Below are 20599 nucleotides of genomic sequence, written 5' to 3' on the forward strand. Positions count from 1 at the left end.
CGCCCCACCGGCAGGTGGGACGGGCCTCGCGGCACGCCGGCGGGGGCGGGAGGGATCGGGGCTCAGTACTGCGCCTGCTGGGCCCGCGCCATCAGTCGCTGGCCCAGGGCCCCGGCCGACTGGGCGTCGAGCAGGTGGGTCTGGGACTCCACCAGCCGCATCAGCGAGCCGTCGGCGCGCATCTGCTCCGAGGACTGCATCAGGATCGTGCCGGAGCCGGTGAAGTCGTACTGGCGCTCCTCGCCCGACTCCCGCCCGAACATCGCGCCCATGCCGGCCATGAACGACTGGGTCATCCAGTTGTAGTCGTAGTGCTGGCACGGCGAGGGGCAGTCGGCCCAGCCGAGCAGCGCGTCGGGGTCGGCGCGGAACGGCGGCTCCACGAAGATCACCGGGCCGTTGGAGGAGGCCAGGAACTTCCCGGTGCCGATCAGGGTGAGGTAGCCGGGGATGATCGACTGCTTGAGCTCCAGGCCTGTCTGGAAGGCCAGCAGGTTGGCGGCCTTGATCGTGAGGTTGCCGCCGTCGAGGTCGAAGGAGTTGATGTCGTTGCCGCGGTCGCCGATCACGAGCTTGCCGTGACCCGAGGCCACCACCCAGTCCTGGGAGTAGATCGGGCTGGAGAAGCGGGCCGCCACCCAGGCGGCGCGGGAGGCGTACTGCGAGACCGCGGCGAACTCGATCTGGCCGTAGTAGGCGATCATCGCGCCCTTGGAGGTGAACCACTCACCGGCCAGGTTGATCGAGAAGGCGTAGGGGTTGATGTTGTCGTCGACCGGCAGGGTGTTCGGGTCGTAGACGGTGGAGCCGGACATCTCGATCATCAGAACTTCTCCTCCGAGGCCTGGACGTAGACCCGGCCGTGGCCGGACAACTGGAGCTGGAAGGCCTCGCCGGAGCCGCGCCCGACGAGGTCGCGGAACCCGACGGCGGCCTTGAGGTCGACGTTGAGGGCCCCGGTGTGGCCGACGTAGGCCTGGGGGTCGACGCCGATCTGCTCGCCGTTGAGCGGCAGCTCGACGGTGCCGCCGTGCGAGAGCAGCGCGACGGTGCCCACACCGCTGATCTTGGAGGTGAACAGCCCCTGGCCGGTCATGGCGCCGGCCACGGCCTGGCGGATGCCGCCTTGGGCGATCATCTCGACCCCGACCGAGAGGTGGGCGTGGTAGGCGAGCAGCCGGCTCGCCTCGACGGTGAGGGTCTCGTTGCCGAGCTCGACGACGGTGACGTGCAGGCCGCGGAAGCCGTAGATGACCTTGCCCTGGCCCTCGGCGACCATGTTCGAGGTGCTCTCGCCGGCGAGGGCGGAGCCGATCATCCCGCCGATGCCCTGGCCCTGACCGGAGATCGGGCGGAAGGTCACCTGGCCCTCGTAGCCGAGCATCGAGCCGCGGCGGGCGATGACCTCGCGGCCCGGGGCGACCTCGGTGCGCACGACCTTGCTGTTGATCTGTTCGAACGACACGCCGCTCACCTCTCCGCCGGCTGGATGTACACGGTGCCCTGGCCCTCGAAGCGCAGGCTGAACGGCTCGCCGCCGCTCTCGCCCATCACGCTGCGCCAGGTGACGCCGGAGACCAGGTTCATCTGCAGGTTGCCGGTGCCGGCGACGTAGGCGTCGGGGTCGACCACCAGCGGCTGGCCCGGCACGACCGCGAGGCCGATCAGCGGCCCGTCGGAGGTGATCGCGCACTGGCCGGTGCCGCTCACGCTCGTGGTGGCCAGGCCCTGGCCGCTGGTCATGCCGCGCAGGCCGGAGAACTGCACGTCGAGCTTGAGGCCGTCGGTGACGGCCAGGATGTGCTCGGACTCGACGGTGAGCTTGTCGTTGGACAGGCCGACGACGGTGACGTCGAGCGCGGACTGGGCGATGTAGACCCGGCCCTGGCCCTGGCACTCCATGAGGTTGATCGACTCACCGGCGACGCGCTGGCGCAGCGCGGCCCGCAGGCCGCCGCCCCCGCCCATGCCGGCGTTCTTGAACGTGACCTGACCGGTGTAGGCGACCATCGAGCCCTGGGCGGCGCGGATGGTGTCTCCGGTCAGATCGGCGTGCAGCATCTTCTTGTGGGCGGACAGACTCGCCATGCGTGCTCCTGATCGTTCCTGATCGGACGGGGTGGGTCCCCGCAGGCTCCCGACGACGGACACTAGCCGCCCTCGGCTGGCTGCTGCATCCCCTGCGCGCACGGCCGGGAAACCCGGGGTGGACGGCGGCCTCCCGGCGCGGGTCACCGGGAGGGGTGGGCCGTCCCACCGGTGCGCGTGCGATCTTGCCCACACCCCCGTGTGACGTTGCCGACGTGGGGTGGCAGGATGAGGCGTCGACACCTCGTGATCTGGTTCACAAGCCGTGGGGCCGGGTCGCGCCGGAGGCGTCGCCGATGTGGAAGGAGCCCCGATGGAGCTGTACACCCCCGTCCTCGCGCTCGCCGCGCTCGCGGCCCTGTTCGCGGTCGGCTCGATCGTGACCAGCGCACTCGTCGGGCCCTCGCGGTACAACCGGGCCAAGCTCGACTCCTACGAGTGCGGCATCGAGCCGACGCCGCAGCCCGTCGGTGGCGGCCGGTTCCCGGTGAAGTACTACATCACCGCGATGCTCTTCATCGTCTTCGACATCGAGATCATCTTCCTCTACCCCTGGGCCGTGCACTTCGACGCGATGAAGCTGTTCGGCCTGGTCGAGATGGTCATCTTCATCGCCACCGTGTTCGTCGCCTACGCCTACGTCTGGCGTCGCGGCGGCCTGGACTGGGACTGATCCCGGGGCACCCCGGCGGACCGCAACCGGATCGAGAGAGGACCACTGGAATGGGTATCGAGGAGAAGCTCCCCAGCGGCGTGCTGCTCAGCACGGTCGAGGGACTCAGCGGCTACATGCGCAAGGCCAGCTTCTGGCCCGCGACCTTCGGCCTGGCCTGCTGCGCCATCGAGATGATGACCACGGGCGGCCCGAAGTACGACCTCGCCCGGTTCGGCATGGAGGTCTTCCGCGCCAGTCCGCGCCAGGCCGACCTGATGATCGTGGCCGGCCGGGTGAGCCAGAAGATGGCCCCGGTGCTGCGCCAGATCTACGACCAGATGCCGAACCCGAAGTGGGTGCTGGCCATGGGCGTGTGCGCCTCCAGCGGCGGCATGTTCAACAACTACGCGATCGTGCAGGGCGTCGACCACGTCGTCCCGGTGGACATGTACCTGCCGGGCTGCCCGCCGCGCCCGGAGATGCTGATCGACGCGATCCTCAAGCTCCACGACCAGGTGCAGAGCACCAAGCTCGGCGCGAACCGGATCGCGGAGATCCAGGCGAACGAGACCGCCGCGCTGCGGGCGCTCCCGACCTCGGACATGAAGGGGCTGCTGCGATGAGCGATCCCACCTCCACCCCCGGCGCCACGCCCGGCGGCGACGCCGTCCCGGTCGCCCCGGGCACCGAGGTCCCCGTCGTCGGGGTGCGCACCGGCATGTTCGGCGTCTCCGGCACCGGCGACACCAGCGGCTTCGGCGGCCTCGTCAGCCCGGTCGTGCTGCCGGGCGCCGCCCCGCGGCCCTACGGCGGCTGGTTCGACGACGTCGCCGACGCCCTCGAGGCCGTCGGCGGCCCGATCGGCGCGGTCGTGCACCGCGGCGAGATCACCTTCCACGTGCGCCGCGAGGACCTGCCCGCCGTGGGCCGCGCCCTGCGCGACGACCCCGCCCTGCGCTTCGAGTTCTGCGCCGGCGTCAACGGCGTGCACTACCCGGGCGACACCGGCGCCGAGCTGCACGCGGTCTACCACTTCACCTCGATGACCTACAACCGCCGGATCCGGGTCGAGGTCACCGCCCCCGACGCCGACCCGCGCATCCCCTCCCTCGCCTCGGTCTACCCGACCCTGGACTGGCACGAGCGCGAGACCTGGGACATGTTCGGGATCGTCTTCGAGGGCCACGCCGCGCTCACCCGGATCCTCATGCCCGACGACTGGCCGGGCCACCCCCAGCGCAAGGACTACCCGCTCGGCGGCATCCCCGTCGAGTACAAGGGCGGCACCATCGCGCCGCCGGACCAGCGGAGGAGCTACCACTGATGAGCACCACCGAGGACCTCTACGCCGGTGCCAACGACACCACCGACGGCAAGGTGTTCACCGTCACCGGGCGTGACTGGGACGAGATCGTGGACGGCCTGGCCGGCGCCGAGGGCGTCGAGGAGCGGGTCGTGGTCAACATGGGCCCGCAGCACCCCTCCACCCACGGCGTGCTGCGCCTGATCCTGGAGATCGAGGGCGAGACGGTGACCGAGGCCCGCTGCGGCATCGGCTACCTCCACACCGGCATCGAGAAGAACATGGAGTTCCGCTCCTGGACGCAGGGCACCACGTTCTGCACCCGGATGGACTACCTCTCGCCCTTCTTCAACGAGGCCACCTACTGCCTGGGCGTCGAGCGGCTGCTCGACATCGAGGACGACGTGCCCGAGAAGGCGCAGGTCATGCGGGTGCTGCTCATGGAGCTCAACCGCATCTCCTCCCACCTGGTGTGCATCGCCACCGGCGGCATGGAGATCGGCGCCCTGACGGTGATGACGATCGGCTTCCGCGAGCGCGAGCTGGTGCTCGACCTGTTCGAGCTCATCACCGGCCTGCGCATGAACCACGCCTTCATCCGCCCCGGCGGCGTGGCCCAGGACCTGCCGCCCGGCGCCCTGGAGGAGATCCGGTCGTTCGTGGCGCTCATGCGCAAGCGACTGCCCGAGTACGCCGCGCTGTGCAACGCCAACCCGATCTTCAAGGCGCGGCTGGAGGGCGTGGGCCACCTCGACCTCGAGGGCTGCCTGGCCCTGGGCCTGTCCGGCCCGGTGCTGCGCAGCACCGGCTACGCCGGGGACCTGCGCAAGACCCAGCCGGACTGCGGCTACGAGGACTACGACTTCGACGTCCAGACCTGGGACACCGCCGACGCCTACGGCCGCTTCCGCATCCGGCTCGCCGAGATGTGGGAGTCGCTCAAGATCGTCGAGCAGGCCGCCGACCGCCTCGCCGGTCTCGACGGCGCGCCGGTCATGGTCGCGGACAAGAAGATCGGCTGGCCCAGCCAGCTGGCGGTCGGCAGCGACGGCATGGGCAACTCCCTCGACCACATCCGCCACATCATGGGCGAGTCGATGGAGGCGCTGATCCACCACTTCAAGCTCGTCACCGAGGGCTTCCGGGTGCCGGCCGGCCAGGCCTACGTCCCGATCGAGAGCCCCCGCGGCGAGCTCGGCGCGCACGTCGTCTCCGACGGCGGCACCCGGCCGTTCCGGGTGCACTTCCGCGACCCCAGCTTCACCAACCTGCAGGCGACCAGCGTGATGAGCGAGGGCGGCCAGGTGGCCGACGTCATCGTCGCGATCGCCTCGATCGACCCCGTGATGGGAGGCGTCGACCGATGACGGCCACGAACCCGCCCGAGGCGGTGGAGACCACGCTCTCGGAGACCACGTGGAGCGAGCTGCGCGAGATCGCCGCCCGTTACCCCGAGGCCCGCTCGGGCCTGCTGCCGATGCTGCACCTGGTGCAGTCCGCGCAGGGCCGGGTGACGCCCGAGGGCATCGAGGCGTGCGCCGAGATCCTGGGCATCACCCCGGCCGAGGTCAACGGCGTGGCGACCTTCTACACGATGTACAAGCGCAAGCCGGTGGGGGAGTACCACGTCGGCGTCTGCACCACCGCGCTGTGCGCCGTCATGGGGGGCGACGAGATCCTCGCCCGCCTCCAGGACCACCTCGGCGTCGGCAACGACGAGACCACCGCCGACGGCAAGGTGACCCTCGAGCACATCGAGTGCAACGCCGCGTGCGACTACGCGCCGGTGATGATGGTCAACTGGGAGTTCCTGGACAACCAGACGCCGGACTCCGCCGTGCAGGTCGTCGACGACCTGCGCGCCGGCCGCCCGGTCACCTCCACCCGCGGTCCGCGGGTGTGCACCTGGCGGGAGGCCGAGCGCGTGCTCGCCGGCTTCCCCGACGGACGGGCCGACGAGGGCCCGTCGGGCGGACCGGCCACCCTGGCCGGGCTCGCCATCGCGCGCGAGCGTGGCTGGACCGCGCCGACCGCGCCCGAACTCACCGCCCCTGAGTCGGCACAGGAGGCCACCGATGCCTGACACCCTGACCCCGGTCCTCTCCAACACCTGGGACGCCCCGCAGTCCTGGAAGCTCGCCACCTACGAGGCGCAGGGCGGCTACGCCGCGCTGCGCACCGCCCTGGGCATGGCCCCCGACGACCTCATCACGATGGTCAAGGAGTCGGGTCTGCGCGGCCGCGGGGGCGCGGGCTTCCCCACCGGGATGAAGTGGTCCTTCATCCCGCAGGACAACCCCAAGCCCAAGTACCTCGTCGTCAACGCCGACGAGTCCGAGCCGGGCACCTGCAAGGACATCCCGCTGATGATGGCCAGCCCCCACACGCTGGTCGAGGGCGTCATCATCAGCTCCTACGCCATCCGTGCGAACCACGCCTTCATCTACATCCGCGGCGAGGTGCTCCACGTCGTGCGGCGGGTGCAGGCCGCGGTCGCGGAGGCCTACGCCGCCGGTCACCTCGGCAAGAACATCCACGGCTCGGGCTACGACCTCGACGTCGTCGTGCACACCGGCGCCGGCGCCTACATCTGCGGCGAGGAGACCGCCCTGCTGGAGGGCCTGGAGGGCCGTCGCGGCCAGCCCCGGCTGCGCCCGCCGTTCCCGGCGGTGGCCGGGCTCTACGCCAGCCCGACGGTGATCAACAACGTCGAGTCGATCGCCTCGGTGCCGTGCATCGTGAGCAACGGCGCCTCGTGGTTCTCCTCCATGGGCACCGAGAAGTCGGCCGGCATGACGCTCTACTCGCTCTCGGGCCACGTCAAGCGCCCCGGTCAGTACGAGGCGCCGCTCGGCATCACGCTGCGCGAGCTGCTCGATGTCGCCGGCGGCCTGCGCGAGGGCTCGGAGCTGAAGTTCTGGACCCCCGGCGGGTCCTCCACCCCGATCCTCACCGCCGAGCACCTCGACGTCCCGCTGGACTACGAGGGCGTCGGCGCGGCCGGCTCGATGCTCGGCACCAAGGCGCTGCAGATCTTCGACCAGACCACCTCGGTGGTGCGCGTCGTGCTGCGCTGGACCGAGTTCTACAAGCACGAGTCCTGCGGCAAGTGCACCCCGTGCCGCGAGGGCACCTGGTGGCTGGTGCAGACCCTCAAGCGCCTCGAGCGCGGCGAGGGCCAGCCTGGCGACATCGAGACCCTGCTCGACCTGTGCGACAACATCCTCGGGCGCTCCTTCTGCGCCCTCGGCGACGGCGCCACCAGCCCGATCGCCTCCGCGATCAAGTACTTCCGTGAGGAGTTCGAGGCCGGGATGCACACCCCTGCTGCGGAGCTGTTCCCCTACCGCGCCTCCACCGCCTACGCCGCGACGGTGAGCGCATGACCACCCCCGCCGAGACCGGGGTCGACCTGGTCAGCGTCACCATCGACGGCATCGCCGTGCAGGTGCCCAAGGACACCCTGGTGATCCGGGCCGCCGAGCAGGTCGGGGTCGCGATCCCGCGCTTCTGCGACCACCCGCTGCTGGCCCCGGTCGGCGCGTGCCGGCAGTGCCTGGTCGACGTCCCCGACGCCGGCAACGGGCGCGGCTTCCCCAAGCCGCAGGCCTCGTGCACCCTCCCGGTCGCCGACGGCATGGTGGTCAACACCCAGCTCACCAGCCCGGTGGCGGAGAAGGCCCAGCACGGGGTGATGGAGTTCCTGCTCATCAACCACCCGCTGGACTGCCCCGTCTGCGACAAGGGCGGCGAGTGCCCGCTGCAGAACCAGGCGATGAGCAACGGCCAGGGCGAGTCCCGCTTCTCCAGCGGCCAGGCCGGGGTCAAGCGCACCTTCCCCAAGCCGATCAACCTCAGCCCCCAGGTGCTGCTCGACCGCGAGCGCTGCATCGTGTGCCAGCGCTGCACCCGCTTCGCCGCCGAGATCCCGGGCGATCCCTTCATCGCCCTGGTCGAGCGCGGGGCGCAGCAGCAGATCGGCATCGCCGAGGACGCCCCGTTCCTGTCCTACTTCTCCGGCAACACGATCCAGATCTGCCCGGTCGGCGCGCTGACCTCGGAGTCCTACCGGTTCCGGTCCCGCCCCTTCGACCTCGTCTCCACCCCCGGCGTCGCCGAGCACGACGCCTGCGGCGCCGCGATCCGCGTGGACCACCGCCGTGGCACGGTCATGCGGCGCCTGGCCGGCCACGACCCCGAGGTCAACGAGGAGTGGATCACCGACAAGGACCGCTTCGCCTTCACCTACGCCACCCAGGACGACCGCCTCACCTACCCCCAGGTGCGCGACGAGGACGGCGAGCTGCGGCCGGCGTCGTGGCCCGAGGCGTTCGCCGTCGCGGCGCAGGGCCTGCACGCGGCCCGGGCCGCCGGCGGCGTCGCGGTGCTCACCGGCGGTCGGCTGACGGTCGAGGACGCCTACTCCTACAGCAAGTTCGCCCGCGTCGGGCTCGGCACCAACGACATCGACTTCCGCGCCCGGCCGCACTCGGCCGAGGAGGAGGCGTTCCTGGGCCGTCACGTCGTCGGCACCGCCCCGGCCGGGGGCGGCGTCACCTACGCCGACCTCGAGGCCGCCGGCACCGTCGTGCTCGTGGGCCTGGAGCCCGAGGACGAGGCCGGCACCCTGTTCCTGCGGCTGCGCAAGGCGGTGCTGCACCACGGCACCTCCGTCACCGCGATCGCGCCCTTCACCACCCGCGGCCTCGGCAAGCTCCACGCCACCGTGGTGCCCACCGCGCCCGGCGCGGAGCCGGCCGCCCTGGCCGACCTCACCGGCCTCGGCGCCGGCGACGTCGTGCTGGTCGGGGAGCGGCTCGCGGCCGTGCCCGGCGGCCTGAGCGCCGTCGTCGCGCTCCTCGAGCGCACCGGCGCCCGCGTGGGCTGGGTGCCGCGGCGCGCGGGCGACCGTGGTGCCCTCGAGGTCGGCTGCCTGCCCTCCCTGCTGCCCGGCGGCCGCCCGGTCGCCGACGCCGCCGCCCGCGTCGACGTCGCCACCGCCTGGGGCGTCGACGGCCTGCCGGCCACCCCGGGCCGCGACGCCGAGGCCATCGTGGCCGCCCTGGCCTCGGGCGAGCTCGGCGGCCTGGTGATCGCCGGCGTCGACCCCGCCGACACCCCCGACCCCGCCGCCACCCGCGCCGCGATCGAGGCCGCCGGCTTCGTCGTGGCCCTGGAGCTGCGGGCCACCGACGTCACCCGCGCCGCCGACGTCGTGCTCCCGGTCGCCCCCGTGGTGGCCAAGGAGGGCGCGTTCGTCACCTGGGACGGCCGGGTCCGGCCCTTCGAGGCGGCCGTGCCGAGCCCGTCGGCGCTGCCCGACACCCGGGTGCTGGCCGGCATCTCCGAGGAGCTCGCGGCCCTCGGCGACGCCGCCCCGCTCGGCTTCCGCACCGTCGCCCAGGCCCGGGCCGAGATGACCGAGCTCGGCCCCTGGGACGGCGAGCGGGTGCCCTTCGTCCCCGTGCCCGCCGAGGGGCCCGGGTCCGTCGGCGACGGCCCGGTGCTCGCCAGCTGGAAGCTCATGCTCGACCTCGGGTCGATGCAGGACGGCGACAAGCACCTCGCCGCCACGGCCCGCCCGGCCACCGCGGTGGTCTCCCGCGCGGTCTTCGACGCCGTGGGCGGCGTCGTCACCCTCACCGGCGACCGCGGCTCGGTCACGCTGCCCGCCGAGGTCGCCGACGACCTCGCCGACGGCGTCGTCTGGGCCCCGGCCAACTCCACCGGTCAGGGCCTGCTCACCGACCTCGCCGGCCCGGGCTCCCGGGTCACCGTCACCGGAGGCAACCTGTGATGCTCCCCGTCCTCCCGCTCGCCGCGGACACCGAGCTGGCCGCCTTCGGCCAGGACACCTGGTGGATCCTGACCATCAAGGTTTTCGCGATCTTCCTCGTGCTCGTGCTGCTCACCCTGTTCAACATCTGGGCCGAGCGCCGCGTGGTGGCCCGCATGCAGCACCGCATCGGCCCGAACGTGCACGGGCCCTTCGGCCTGCTGCAGTCGCTGGCCGACGGTGTGAAGCTGATGTTCAAGGAGGACATCCTCCCCAAGGCCGCCGACAAGGTGGTCTTCATCCTCGCCCCGATCATCGCGGCGGTGCCGGCGTTCGTGACCTTCGCGGTGATCCCCTTCGGTCCCGAGGTCACGATGTTCGGCGAGCGCACCCCGCTGCAGCTCACCGACATGCCCGTGGCGGTGCTGTTCGTGATGGCGGTCGCCTCGATCGGCATCTACGGCATCGTGCTCGGCGGCTGGTCGAGCGGCTCCACCTACTCCCTGCTCGGCGGCCTGCGCTCGAGCGCCCAGATGATCTCCTACGAGGTCGCGATGGGCCTGGCGCTGGTGGCGGTGTTCCTCTACGCCGGCTCGATGTCGACCTCGGAGATCGTCGCGGCCCAGGAGGACCTCTGGTTCGGCCTGATCCTGATCCCGTCCTTCGTGATCTACGTGATCGCGATGGTGGGGGAGACCAACCGCGCCCCCTTCGACCTCCCCGAGGCCGAGGGCGAGCTGGTCGGCGGCTTCCACACCGAGTACTCCTCGATCAAGTTCGCGCTGTTCTTCCTCGCCGAGTACATCAACATGGCCACCGTCTCGGCGCTGGCCACGACGCTGTTCCTCGGCGGCTGGCGCGCGCCCTTCTGGATCGACAAGGTCTGGGCGGGCGCCAACGAGGGCTACGTGCCGGTGATCTGGTTCTTCGGCAAGGTGCTGTTCTTCATCTTCTTCTTCATCTGGCTGCGCGGCTCGCTGCCCCGACTGCGCTACGACCAGTTCATGGCCTTCGGCTGGAAGCGCCTCATCCCGATCGCGCTGGTGTGGATCGTCGCGGTCGCCACGCTGCGGGCCGCCAAGCTCGAGGGCTGGCTGGAGGGCGACTCCCTGCGCATCGTCATCGGGGTGCTCGCCGCGATCCTGCTGGTGCTCTTCTTCGTCGGCGGCACCGGTGGCGCCGCCGACACCGAGGACGCCGAGGTCGACCTCACCCCGCGCGAGGGCGGCTTCCCGACCCCGCCGATGCCGAGCACCGGTGCGGTGCGCGGCGCCGCCGCCCCGCTGGTGTTCGCCAGCCCGCCGACCCCCGCCCGCGTCGCAGGAGAGGACGCCTGATGGCCGACCAGCCCGAGACCAAGACGCTCAAGGAGCAGCTCTGGGACCCGATCGCCGGCTTCGGCGTGACGTTCCGGACGATGTTCCGCAAGGTCGTCACCGAGCAGTACCCGTTCGAGAAGCTCCCCACCGCGCCGCGCTTCCACGGCCGCCACCAGCTCAACCGCTGGCCCGACGGCCTGGAGAAGTGCGTGGGCTGCGAGCTGTGCGCCTGGGCCTGCCCGGCCGACGCGATCTACGTCGAGGGTGCCTCCAACGACGACGCCGCGGGCGAGCGGTACAGCCCCGGGGAGCGCTACGGCCGCGTCTACCAGATCAACTACCTGCGCTGCATCCTGTGCGGGCTGTGCATCGAGGCCTGCCCCACGCGCGCGCTGACGATGACCAACGAGTACGAGCTGGCCGACGACAACCGCACCGACCTCATCTACGAGAAGTCCGACCTGCTCGCCCCGCTGCTGCCGGGCATGGAGCAGCCGCCCCACCCCATGCTGCTGGGCGAGGACGAGTCGGCCTACTACCGCGGCGCCACGGGCGCCGCGCCGGCCACCCCGGCCGCCGGCGGAGCGGGGGAGGGCCGGTGACCGCCTTCTGGATCCTCAGCCCGCTCATGGTCGCGGCCGCGCTCGGCATCCTGTTCGTGCGCAAGGCCGTGCACGCGGCGCTCCTGCTGGCCGTGGTGATGATCAGCCTCGCGGTGCTCTACCTCAACCTGGAGGCGCCGTTCCTGTTCGCGGTGCAGATCATCGTCTACACCGGCGCCATCCTGATGCTCTTCCTCTTCGTGCTGATGCTCGTCGGCGTCGACGCCGCCGACTCGGTGGTCGAGACGATCAAGGGCCAGCGCGTGCTGGCCGCCGTCACGGGCCTGCTGCTCGGCCTGCTGCTCGTGCTCAGCCTGGGCCAGCTGGTGCTCGGCGACCCGGTCGGCCTCGAGGAGGCCAACACCGGCGGCAACATCCAGGCGGTCGCGAACGTGCTGTTCTCCCGCTACATCCTGGCCTTCGAGGTCACCAGCGCGCTGCTGATCACCGCCGCCGTCGGGGCGATGGTGCTGGCCCACCGCGAGCGGCTCACCCCGCGTCGCACCCAGGCCGACCTCGCCGCCCAGCGGGTGCGCGACTTCACCGAGAAGGGCACGCCGCTCGTGCCGCTCCCGGCCCCCGGCGTCTACGCCCGCCACAACGCCGTCGACACCCCCGCGCTGCTGCCCGACGGCACCGCCGCGGAGTCCTCGGTGCCGCGCGTCCTCGCCGCCCGCGGCACGGTGCGCTCGGCGCCGGCGCTGGCCGACGACATCGACGAGCTGCGCCGTCAGCTCGGGCTGCGCGACGGCGGCCCGTCCCTCGCGCCCACCGCCGAGGACGGGGAGGCCCCGGCCGAGGCCCCCGGCGACACCCCCGGCGACACCCCCGGTCAGGAGGGCCGGTCCTGATGGACGACGTCACCCCCTACATCGTGCTGTCCTCGATCCTGTTCACCATCGGGGCCGTGGGCGTGCTGGTGCGCCGCAACGCCATCGTGGTGTTCATGTGCGTGGAGCTGATGCTCAACGCCTGCAACCTGGCGCTGGTGGCCTTCGCCAAGCAGCACGGCAACCTCGACGGTCAGATCGCCGCCTTCTTCGTGATGGTCGTGGCCGCCGCCGAGGTCGTGGTCGGACTCGCGATCATCATGACCATCTTCCGGACCCGTCGCTCGGCCTCGGTCGACGACGCGAGCCTGCTGAAGTTCTGAAGGGCTAGAACATGTTGCTCACCGAAGCCGCGGAGCCGCTGGTGCCCGTGGTCGCCCCCCTCGAGGCCTCGGGCGTCTCCAGCCTGCTGTGGCTGGTCATCGCCCTCCCGCTCGCCGGTGCCGCGATCCTGCTGCTCGGCGGACGTCGCACCGACCGCTGGGGCCACCTGCTCGGCACCGCCACGACCCTGGGCTCCTTCGTGCTCGCGGTCGTGCTCTTCCTCGACCTGCAGGGTCGTGAGGAGTCGGAGCGCCAGATCGTCCAGCGCCTCTACGACTGGGTGCAGGTCGGCGGCCTCGACGTCGGCATGGACCTGCTGCTCGACCCGCTCTCGGTGCTCTTCCTGCTGCTCATCACCGGTGTCGGTTCGCTGATCCACATCTACTCCATCGGCTACATGGAGCACGACGACCGGCGCCGTCGGTTCTTCGCCTACCTCAACCTGTTCGTGGCGGCCATGCTGATGCTGGTCCTCTCGGAGAACTACCTCGGCCTGTTCCTGGGCTGGGAGGGCGTGGGTCTGGCCTCCTACCTGCTCATCGGGTTCTGGCAGCACAAGGACTCCGCCGCGGCGGCCGCCAAGAAGGCCTTCGTGGTCAACCGGGTCGGCGACATGGGCATGGCGATGGCACTGTTCCTCGCCTTCACGACCTTCGGCTCCACCTCGTTCTCGGTGATCAGCGCCCACGCCGACCAGGCCTCGGAGACCACGCTGACCTGGCTGGGGGTGCTGCTGCTCATCGGTGCCTGCGGCAAGTCCGCGCAGGTGCCGCTGCAGACCTGGCTGCTGGACGCCATGGAGGGCCCGACCCCGGTCTCGGCGCTCATCCACGCCGCCACGATGGTCACCGCGGGCGTCTACCTCGTGACCCGCTCCAACTTCGTGTTCGAGAACGCGCCGGCCGCCCAGACCGCCGTGGTCGTCGTCGCGGTGGTCAGCATCCTGTGGGGTGCGGCGATCGGATGCGCGAAGGACGACATCAAGAAGGCGCTGGCCGGCTCCACGATGAGCCAGATCGGCTACATGATGCTCGCCGCCGGTCTCGGCGTCGCGGGCTACGCCTACGCGATCTTCCACCTCATCACCCACGGCTTCTTCAAGGCCAACATGTTCCTCGGCGCCGGCTCGGTGATGCACGGCATGGACGACGACGTCGACATGCGCCACTACGGCGCGCTGCGCAAGGCCATGCCGGTCACCTTCGCGACCTTCGCCCTGGGCTACCTCGCGATCATCGGGTTCCCCGGCTTCTCCGGGTTCTGGTCCAAGGACAAGATCATCGAGACCGCCCTGGCCGAGAACTGGGTCGTCGGCATCGCGGCCCTGGTGGGCGCCGGCGTGACGGCGTTCTACATGACGCGCCTGATGATCATGACCTTCTTCTCCACCAAGCGCTGGCAGCCCGAGGTGCACCCGCACGAGTCGCCGAAGGTGATGACCTTCCCGCTGATCGTGCTCGCCGCGCTGTCGGTGCTCGGCGGCGTGCTGATCCTCGGCGACTGGATCAAGGACTGGCTGGCGCCGGTCGTCGGCAAGGAGGAGCACCACGAGCCGCCGATCCCGATCTGGGCGATCACCGGCATCACCGTGCTCGTCGTCGCCGCCGGTGTGGCGCTGGCCTTCCGCATCTTCCAGCAGGGCGAGGTGCCCGCCACCGCCCCCGAGGACGTCTCGCCGTTCACGCGGGCCGCGCGGCGCGAGCTGTACGGCAACGAGATCAACGAGGCGCTGGTGATCGGCCCCGGTCGCCGGCTCACCTCCACCCTGCTGGCGGTCGACGACGGCGGCGCCGACGGCGGCTTCCGCGGCCTCGCGCAGATCGTGCGCGGCGTGGGGCTCCAGGTCCGACGCCTGCAGAGCGGCTACGTGCGCTCCTATGCGCTCTCGCTGCTGATCGGCGTGGTCGTCCTCGTGGCCGCGATGCTGGCGGTGAACCTGTGAGGATCCCGCACCCCCACGCCCTGTTCGTCCCGGCCGCACGGGCTCCGCGCCCGCTCGGCCACGCTCCCTCCGGGATGGTCCGCTGATGCTCTCCGCACTCCTGCTCGTCCCGCTGCTCGGGGCGCTCGCCGTCGCGCTGCTCCCCGCGGCGCACTCCCGCTCGATCGCGATCGGCGCCTCGGCTGGCACCCTCGGCCTCGGCATCGCCGCCCTGACCCGGTACGACACCGGCGCCGGGGGCTACCAGCTCAGCGAGACCGTGAACTGGATCGAGCCGCTGGGCGTGCACTACGCCCTGGGCCTGGACGGCCTGGGCCTGCTCATGGTGCTGCTGACCGTCGTGCTCGTGCCCGTGGTGATCGTGGCCGGGTGGGCCGAGGGCGAGGCGAACCCGCGCAGCTACTACGCCTGGGTGCTGGCCCTGGAGGGGCTGAGCCTGGCGGTCTTCCTCGCCACCGACGTGTTCCTCTTCTACGTCGTCTTCGAGGCCACCCTGATCCCGGCCTACTTCCTCATCGGCGGGTTCGGCGGCGCCAAGCGCGCCTCGGCCGCCCTGAAGTTCCTCATGTTCCAGCTGGGCGGCGGTCTGGTGCTGCTGGCCTCGGTGATCGGCCTCTACGTCGTCTCGGCCCAGCAGGGCGAGGCGTCCTACCTGCTCACCGACCTGCAGGGCCTGGACCTGGCCACCGACACCGGCCGGTGGCTGTTCGTCGGCTTCTTCATCGCCTTCGCGATCAAGGCGCCGCTGTTCCCGGTGCACACCTGGCTGGCCGACACCACCGAGCAGGCGACGCCGGGCACCTCGGTGCTGCTGGTCTGCGTGCTCGACAAGATCGGCACCTTCGGCATGCTGCGCTTCTGCCTGGGCCTGTTCCCCGAGGCCTCGCAGTGGGCGACCCCGGTGGTCGTCACCCTCGCCGTCGTCTCGATCATCTACGGCGCCTTCGTGGCGATCGGCCAGGACGACCTGCTGCGGCTGATCGGTCTGACCTCGCTGAGCCACTTCGGCTTCATCACCCTGGGCATCTTCGTCTTCAGCAGCCAGGGCGGGTCGGGCGCGATCCTCTACATGGTCAACCACGGCCTCGGGACCGCACTGCTGTTCCTCGTCGCGGGCTACCTCATCCAGCGTCGGGGCACCGCCTCGATCCGCGAGATGGGCGGCCTGGAGAAGACCACTCCGGTGCTGGCCGGCCTGTTCCTCGTCGCCGGCCTGGCCACCCTCGGCCTGCCGGGCCTGAGCCCGTTCGTCTCGGAGTTTCTCGTGCTGCTCTCGGCCTTCGACTACCACTGGTGGGTGGGCGCGCTGGCGGTCACCGGCATCGTGCTCGCCGCGATCTACGTGCTCTGGGCCTACCAGCGCATCATGACCGGACCCCGCGACGACGCCGCCGGGACGCCCGACGCCACGACCCGCGAGTGGGTCGCGGTGGCGCCGCTCGTGGCCGCGCTCGTGTTCTTCGGCTTCTACCCCCAGCCGCTGCTGGACGCCAGCAACCCGTACGTGGACGACCTGATGCAGATCGTGGGTGTCACCGACGACCAACCGACCGTCCCCCTGGGCGGCGCCGGAGAGGCGGGCAACTGACATGGAGTTCGTGAAGCCGAGCATCGAGTACTTCGAGCTCTCGCCGCTGTTCGTGCTCTTCGGGGCGGCGTGCCTCGGCGTGATCGTGGAGGCCTTCGCGGCCCGCGAGCAGCGCCACCGCCTCCAGGTCACGCTGTCCACCGTCGCCGTCGGCGCCGCCCTCGTGCTCACGGTCCTGGTCGGGCTCGACCTCCCGGAGACGGCGAGCGCCCGCGGCATCCTCGCCGCCGAGGGCTCGGTCGCGGTCGACGGCCCGACGGTGTTCCTGTGGGGCACCGTGCTGGTCTTCGCCCTGGCCGGGATCGCCCTGTTCGCCGAGCGTCGGCTCGAGGCCGGCGTCCCGGCCTTCGCCGGTCAGGCGGCCGCCCTGCCGGGCTCCGAGGCCGAGCGCGAGGCGTCGACGAAGGGCCTCTCGCACACCGAGGTCTACCCGCTGCTGATGTTCGCGGTCACCGGCATGCTGCTCTTCCCCGCCTCCGGCGACCTGCTCACGATGTTCGTGGCCCTGGAGGTCCTGAGCCTGCCGCTGTACCTGCTGTGCGGTCTGGCGCGGCGGCGCCGCCTGCTCAGCCAGGAGGCCGCGCTGAAGTACTTCCTGCTCGGCGCCTTCTCCTCCGGGTTCTTCCTCTACGGCGTGGCGCTGGTCTACGGCTACGCCGGCACCATGGACCTGGGCGGCATCGCCACCGCGGTGCAGAACAACACCCAGGACCGCGTGCTGCTCCTGCTCGGCATCGCGATGCTCTCGGTGGGCCTGCTGTTCAAGGTCGGCGCCGTGCCCTTCCAGGCATGGACCCCCGACGTCTACCAGGGCGCGCCCACCGCGGTCACCGCCTTCATGTCCGCGGCCACCACGGTGGCGGCGTTCGGCGCGATCGCGCGGGTCTACTACGTCGCCTTCGGTGCGGGCCGCTGGGACTGGCAGCCGCTGCTGTGGGTGGTGGCGATCCTGACCATGCTGGTCGGCTCGATCGTGGCCGCCGTGCAGACCGACGTGAAGCGCATGCTGGCCTACAGCGCCATCGCGCACACCGGCTTCCTGCTCGTCGGTGTGCTCGGGGTGCAGGCCGGTGCCGACCTCGGGCCGGACGAGATCACCTCCACGCAGGCCATCCTGTTCTACCTGGTCACCTACGGTGTCGCCTCGATCGGCACGTTCGCCCTGGTCACGATGGTGCGCGACGGCGGCGGCGAGATCACCGCGCTGGACCGCTGGGCGGGCCTGGGCCGCCGGGCCCCGTGGGTGGCCGGCACCTTCGTGCTCTTCCTGCTCTCGATGGCCGGCATCCCGCTCACCGGCGGGTTCATCGGCAAGTGGTCGGTGTTCACCGTCGCGATGTCGTCCGGCGCCTGGCCGGTCGTGCTGGTCGCGATCGCCTCCAGCATCATCGCGGTGTCCTTCTACGTCCGCCACGTGCGCACGATGTTCTTCACCGAGCCCGCCGAGGGGGTCGAGGGCGCCTCGGTCACCGCGGCCTCCCCGCTCACCACGGCGACGGTGGCGGTGTGCGCCGTGGCGACCGTCGTCCTGGGCGTCGTGCCCGGCCCCCTGCTCGACCTCGCCGGCCATGCGGGAGACTTCATCAGGTGACCACCGCCTCCCCCGCCGAGCTCGCGCTCCCCATCGACGACGCGGCCCTCGCCACCCGCTTGCGTGAGCGGATGGCCGCCGTGGAGTCCGCGCTCTTCGAGCACGCCACCAGCCCCTCGCCCTACGTCACCGAGGCCGCCCGGCACCTGCTGTCGGCCGGGGGCAAGCGGTTCCGGCCGCTGCTGGTGCTGCTCGCGGCGGAGGCCGGCCCGCACGCCGACGCCTCGGAGGTCCTCACCGCGGCCTGCGTCGTGGAGATCACCCACGTCGGCTCGCTCTACCACGACGACGTCATGGATGAGGCGGCGCTGCGCCGGGGGGCCGACTCCGCGAACTCGCGGTGGGACAACCACGTCGCGATCCTCACCGGCGACTGGCTGTTCGCGAAGTCCTCCGAGCTCACCGCCCAGCTCGGCCCCGACGCCGTGCGCATCCAGGCCGAGACCTTCACGCGGCTGGTGGAGGGCCAGATCCTCGAGGGCGTCGTGCCGGAGGGCGACCCGCTGCAGCACTACCTCGCGGTCGTGGCCGGCAAGACCGGCTCGCTGATCGCCACCTCGGCGCGCTACGGCGCCCGCTTCGGCGGCGCGAGCCGCGAGGTCGAGGGGGCGCTCACCGCCTACGGCGAGATCGTCGGGTCGGCCTTCCAGCTCTCCGACGACATCCTCGACATCGCCTCCGACTCCGAGGAGTCCGGCAAGACCCCCGGCACCGACCTGCGTGAGGGGGTGCCGACCCTGCCGGTGCTGATGGCCCAGGCCTCCACCGACCCCGCCGACGCCCGGCTGCTGGAGCTGCTGGCCGGCGACCTCACCGACGACGCCCGCCACGCCGAGGCGCTCGCGCTGCTGCGCGTGCACCCGGCGCTGGCCCAGGCCCGTGCCTACGTCGTCGACCAGGCCCAGCGCGCCAAGGCGCTGCTGGAGGTGCTGCCCGCGGGGTCGGTGCGCCAGGCGCTGGAGGACTTCGCCGACGTCGTCGCGCTGCGCACCGCCTGAGGCCGCCGGTGCCCGGGCCGGGCGCCGGCCTCACACCGCCAGGCTCGCCTCGGCGCTGACCTGCAGCGCCCGCCGGTGGTGCCGCAGCGCCTCGAGGGTGAAGATCACCAGCGCCGCCCACACCAGCGTGAACCCGATCCAGCGCCCGGTCGTCATCGTCTCGTCGAACACCGTCAGTCCCAGCAGGAACTGCAGGACCGGGGCGAGGTACTGCAGCAGCCCGAGGTTGACCATCGAGACGCGTACGGCCGCCGCCCCGAACAGGATCAGGGGGATCGCGGTGACCAGCCCGGTGGTCGGCAGCAGCAGTGCGTGGTCGAGCCCGTGGTCGAAGGCCGTGCCGTCACCGCGCAGGGTGAGGGCCAGCAGGAACACCGCCGCGAACGGCGCGATGAGCAGGGTCTCGAACGTCAGCGACTCCACCGGCTCGACCCCGGCGGCCTTCTTGGCCAGCCCGTAGGTGCCGAAGGAGAACGCGAGGACCAGCGCGATCCACGGGGGGCGGCCGTAGTCGACGGTCAGCACCACCACGGCCAGGCCGCCCACCCCCAGCGCCGCCCACTGTGCGGGCCGCAACCGCTCGCGCAGCACGACCACCCCCATCAGCACGGTCACGAGCGGGTTGATGAAGTAGCCCAGCGAGGTCTCCACCACCCGGCCGCTGTTGACGCCGTAGATGTACATCGCCCAGTTCGAGGTGATCGTGAGGGCGGCCAGCGCCAGCAGACTCCGGGTGCGGCGGTCGGCGGCCAGCGCCCGCAGCTGGGCGGTGCGCCGCGTGAGCGCCACCAGCGCGAGCATCACCAGCACCGACCACAGCACGCGGTGCGCGAGGATCTCCACCGGCCCGGAGGGTTCCAGCAGCGGCCAGTACAGCGGGAACGCCCCCCAGATGAGGTAGGCGGCCACGCCGTAGGCCAGGCCGCCGCGCGCGGAACTCGAGGTCACCCGGTGAGCCTAGGGCGTGGCGGTCGCGGGTGCGCGCGGGTTCGGGACGCGGCGGCCGGCGTCCACGCCCCGAGAGCCGTCAGAGCCTAGGGTTTGTCTGACAGTCGGGGTGGGCACCACCTTCCCGACCACCCCGAGAACCGACGAAAGTGAGACGACATGCGAGTCCTGCGCCCTGTGGCCCTCGCCCTGGTGCTGGCCCTGGTGGCCCTGCTCCCGTTCAGCGCCGGCGCCCAGGCCGTGTCCACCTCGGACCGCCCCGCCGTCAGCGCCAAAGCCGTGAAGGTCGGCACCAAGATCATCAAGAAGAACGGCAAGCTGTTCATGGTCGGCCGCGTGACGCCGGCCAAGGGCCCGGTGACCATCCAGAAGGCCACCAAGTGCAACGCCGCGAAGGGCACCTGCAACTTCAAGTTCTTCGCCAAGACCAAGGTCAACAAGAAGGGCAACTACCGGATCCGCGTCTACGCCCCGCAGCGCGGGTCGTGGGCCTGGCGCGCCAAGGTGGGCGCGTCGTCCAGCTCGATCTGGGTGACCTGCAAGCAGCGCAGCGGCACCTCGCAGTGCCCGACCCCCTGATCCCGGGTCCCTCCTGCTGATGCCGGGCCCCGGCGGACATCACGTCCGCCGGGGCC

The 20599-nt window shown here is 71.4% G+C and carries 20 protein-coding genes; 16 read left to right on the forward strand and 4 right to left on the reverse strand.

Going from position 1 to position 20599, the window contains the following annotated elements; all coding sequences use genetic code 11:
• Positions 1-62 precede the first annotated feature (62 nt).
• From ACERUJ_RS09575 to ACERUJ_RS09585, 3 genes are read right to left on the reverse strand one after another with little or no spacing between them, the layout of a single operon-like run.
• Positions 63-824: an AIM24 family protein gene (locus ACERUJ_RS09575; protein WP_370248292.1), complete on the reverse strand. Its 762-nt coding sequence runs from the start codon at positions 822-824 to the stop codon at positions 63-65.
• Complete coding sequence (locus tag ACERUJ_RS09580) at positions 824-1465, reverse strand: AIM24 family protein (RefSeq protein ID WP_370248293.1); 642 nt, start codon at positions 1463-1465, stop codon at positions 824-826. The genes ACERUJ_RS09575 and ACERUJ_RS09580 overlap by 1 nt, the downstream gene beginning before the upstream one ends.
• A 5-nt stretch (positions 1466-1470) precedes the next feature.
• The gene (locus ACERUJ_RS09585) at positions 1471-2088 is read right to left on the reverse strand and encodes an AIM24 family protein (RefSeq protein WP_370248294.1); all 618 of its coding nucleotides are present in this window, start codon (positions 2086-2088) and stop codon (positions 1471-1473) included.
• A 313-nt stretch (positions 2089-2401) separates the two neighbouring features.
• Here ACERUJ_RS09585 and ACERUJ_RS09590 point away from each other — a divergent pair, with 313 nt between their 5' ends.
• The 15 genes from ACERUJ_RS09590 to ACERUJ_RS09660 all read left to right on the forward strand — a co-directional run bounded on the left by ACERUJ_RS09590 (position 2402) and on the right by ACERUJ_RS09660 (position 19016).
• Positions 2402-2761 (forward strand): NADH-quinone oxidoreductase subunit A, encoded by a 360-nt coding sequence (locus ACERUJ_RS09590; protein WP_370248295.1) that lies wholly within the window; start codon positions 2402-2404, stop codon positions 2759-2761.
• Between the two features lie 50 nt (positions 2762-2811).
• Positions 2812-3366: an NADH-quinone oxidoreductase subunit B family protein gene (locus ACERUJ_RS09595; RefSeq protein WP_370248296.1), complete on the forward strand. Its 555-nt coding sequence runs from the start codon at positions 2812-2814 to the stop codon at positions 3364-3366.
• A complete protein-coding gene (locus tag ACERUJ_RS09600) occupies positions 3363-4067 on the forward strand; it encodes an NADH-quinone oxidoreductase subunit C (RefSeq protein WP_370248297.1) in 705 nt (234 codons plus the stop codon). The genes ACERUJ_RS09595 and ACERUJ_RS09600 overlap by 4 nt, the downstream gene beginning before the upstream one ends.
• Positions 4067-5413, forward strand: coding sequence for an NADH-quinone oxidoreductase subunit D (locus ACERUJ_RS09605; RefSeq protein WP_370248298.1), 1347 nt, complete (start codon positions 4067-4069; stop codon positions 5411-5413). The genes ACERUJ_RS09600 and ACERUJ_RS09605 overlap by 1 nt, the downstream gene beginning before the upstream one ends.
• A complete protein-coding gene (nuoE, locus tag ACERUJ_RS09610) occupies positions 5410-6129 on the forward strand; it encodes an NADH-quinone oxidoreductase subunit NuoE (RefSeq protein ID WP_370248299.1) in 720 nt (239 codons plus the stop codon). The genes ACERUJ_RS09605 and nuoE overlap by 4 nt, the downstream gene beginning before the upstream one ends.
• Positions 6122-7432: an NADH-quinone oxidoreductase subunit NuoF gene (nuoF, locus tag ACERUJ_RS09615; RefSeq protein WP_370248300.1), complete on the forward strand. Its 1311-nt coding sequence runs from the start codon at positions 6122-6124 to the stop codon at positions 7430-7432. Before nuoE ends, nuoF begins: the two co-directional genes overlap by 8 nt.
• A complete protein-coding gene (locus ACERUJ_RS09620; RefSeq protein ID WP_370248301.1) occupies positions 7429-9843 on the forward strand; it encodes an NADH-quinone oxidoreductase subunit G in 2415 nt (804 codons plus the stop codon). The genes nuoF and ACERUJ_RS09620 overlap by 4 nt, the downstream gene beginning before the upstream one ends.
• Positions 9843-11159: an NADH-quinone oxidoreductase subunit NuoH gene (gene nuoH, locus ACERUJ_RS09625; protein WP_370248302.1), complete on the forward strand. Its 1317-nt coding sequence runs from the start codon at positions 9843-9845 to the stop codon at positions 11157-11159. The genes ACERUJ_RS09620 and nuoH overlap by 1 nt, the downstream gene beginning before the upstream one ends.
• Positions 11159-11743 (forward strand): NADH-quinone oxidoreductase subunit NuoI, encoded by a 585-nt coding sequence (gene nuoI / locus ACERUJ_RS09630; protein ID WP_370248303.1) that lies wholly within the window; start codon positions 11159-11161, stop codon positions 11741-11743. Before nuoH ends, nuoI begins: the two co-directional genes overlap by 1 nt.
• Positions 11740-12594, forward strand: coding sequence for an NADH-quinone oxidoreductase subunit J (locus ACERUJ_RS09635; protein ID WP_370248304.1), 855 nt, complete (start codon positions 11740-11742; stop codon positions 12592-12594). Before nuoI ends, ACERUJ_RS09635 begins: the two co-directional genes overlap by 4 nt.
• Positions 12594-12896 carry an NADH-quinone oxidoreductase subunit NuoK gene (gene nuoK / locus ACERUJ_RS09640; protein ID WP_370248305.1) on the forward strand — a complete coding sequence of 101 codons (303 nt, stop codon included), beginning with the start codon at positions 12594-12596 and terminating at the stop codon, positions 12894-12896. The genes ACERUJ_RS09635 and nuoK overlap by 1 nt, the downstream gene beginning before the upstream one ends.
• Positions 12897-12907: 11 nt before the next feature.
• The gene (gene nuoL, locus ACERUJ_RS09645; RefSeq protein WP_370248306.1) at positions 12908-14839 is read left to right on the forward strand and encodes an NADH-quinone oxidoreductase subunit L; all 1932 of its coding nucleotides are present in this window, start codon (positions 12908-12910) and stop codon (positions 14837-14839) included.
• An 85-nt stretch (positions 14840-14924) separates the two neighbouring features.
• Positions 14925-16427, forward strand: a complete 1503-nt coding sequence (locus ACERUJ_RS09650) for an NADH-quinone oxidoreductase subunit M (protein WP_370248307.1) — start codon at positions 14925-14927, stop codon at positions 16425-16427.
• Position 16428: 1 nt separating this feature from the next.
• A complete protein-coding gene (gene nuoN / locus ACERUJ_RS09655) occupies positions 16429-18018 on the forward strand; it encodes an NADH-quinone oxidoreductase subunit NuoN (RefSeq protein WP_370248308.1) in 1590 nt (529 codons plus the stop codon).
• A 71-nt stretch (positions 18019-18089) separates the two neighbouring features.
• Positions 18090-19016, forward strand: coding sequence for a polyprenyl synthetase family protein (locus ACERUJ_RS09660; protein ID WP_370248350.1), 927 nt, complete (start codon positions 18090-18092; stop codon positions 19014-19016).
• Positions 19017-19046: 30 nt separating this feature from the next.
• Here the strand turns inward: ACERUJ_RS09660 and rarD are convergent, their stop codons facing one another.
• Entirely contained in the window at positions 19047-19964 is a 918-nt protein-coding gene (gene rarD / locus ACERUJ_RS09665) for an EamA family transporter RarD (RefSeq protein WP_370248309.1), read from the reverse strand.
• Between the two features lie 159 nt (positions 19965-20123).
• On the opposite strand from rarD, the gene ACERUJ_RS09670 reads away from it, so the two are divergent.
• Entirely contained in the window at positions 20124-20543 is a 420-nt protein-coding gene (locus ACERUJ_RS09670) for a hypothetical protein (RefSeq protein WP_370248310.1), read from the forward strand.
• Positions 20544-20599 lie beyond the last annotated feature (56 nt).

The sequence above is a fragment of the Nocardioides sp. genome, from assembly GCF_964228225.1.
Lineage (GTDB): Bacteria > Actinomycetota > Actinomycetes > Propionibacteriales > Nocardioidaceae > Nocardioides.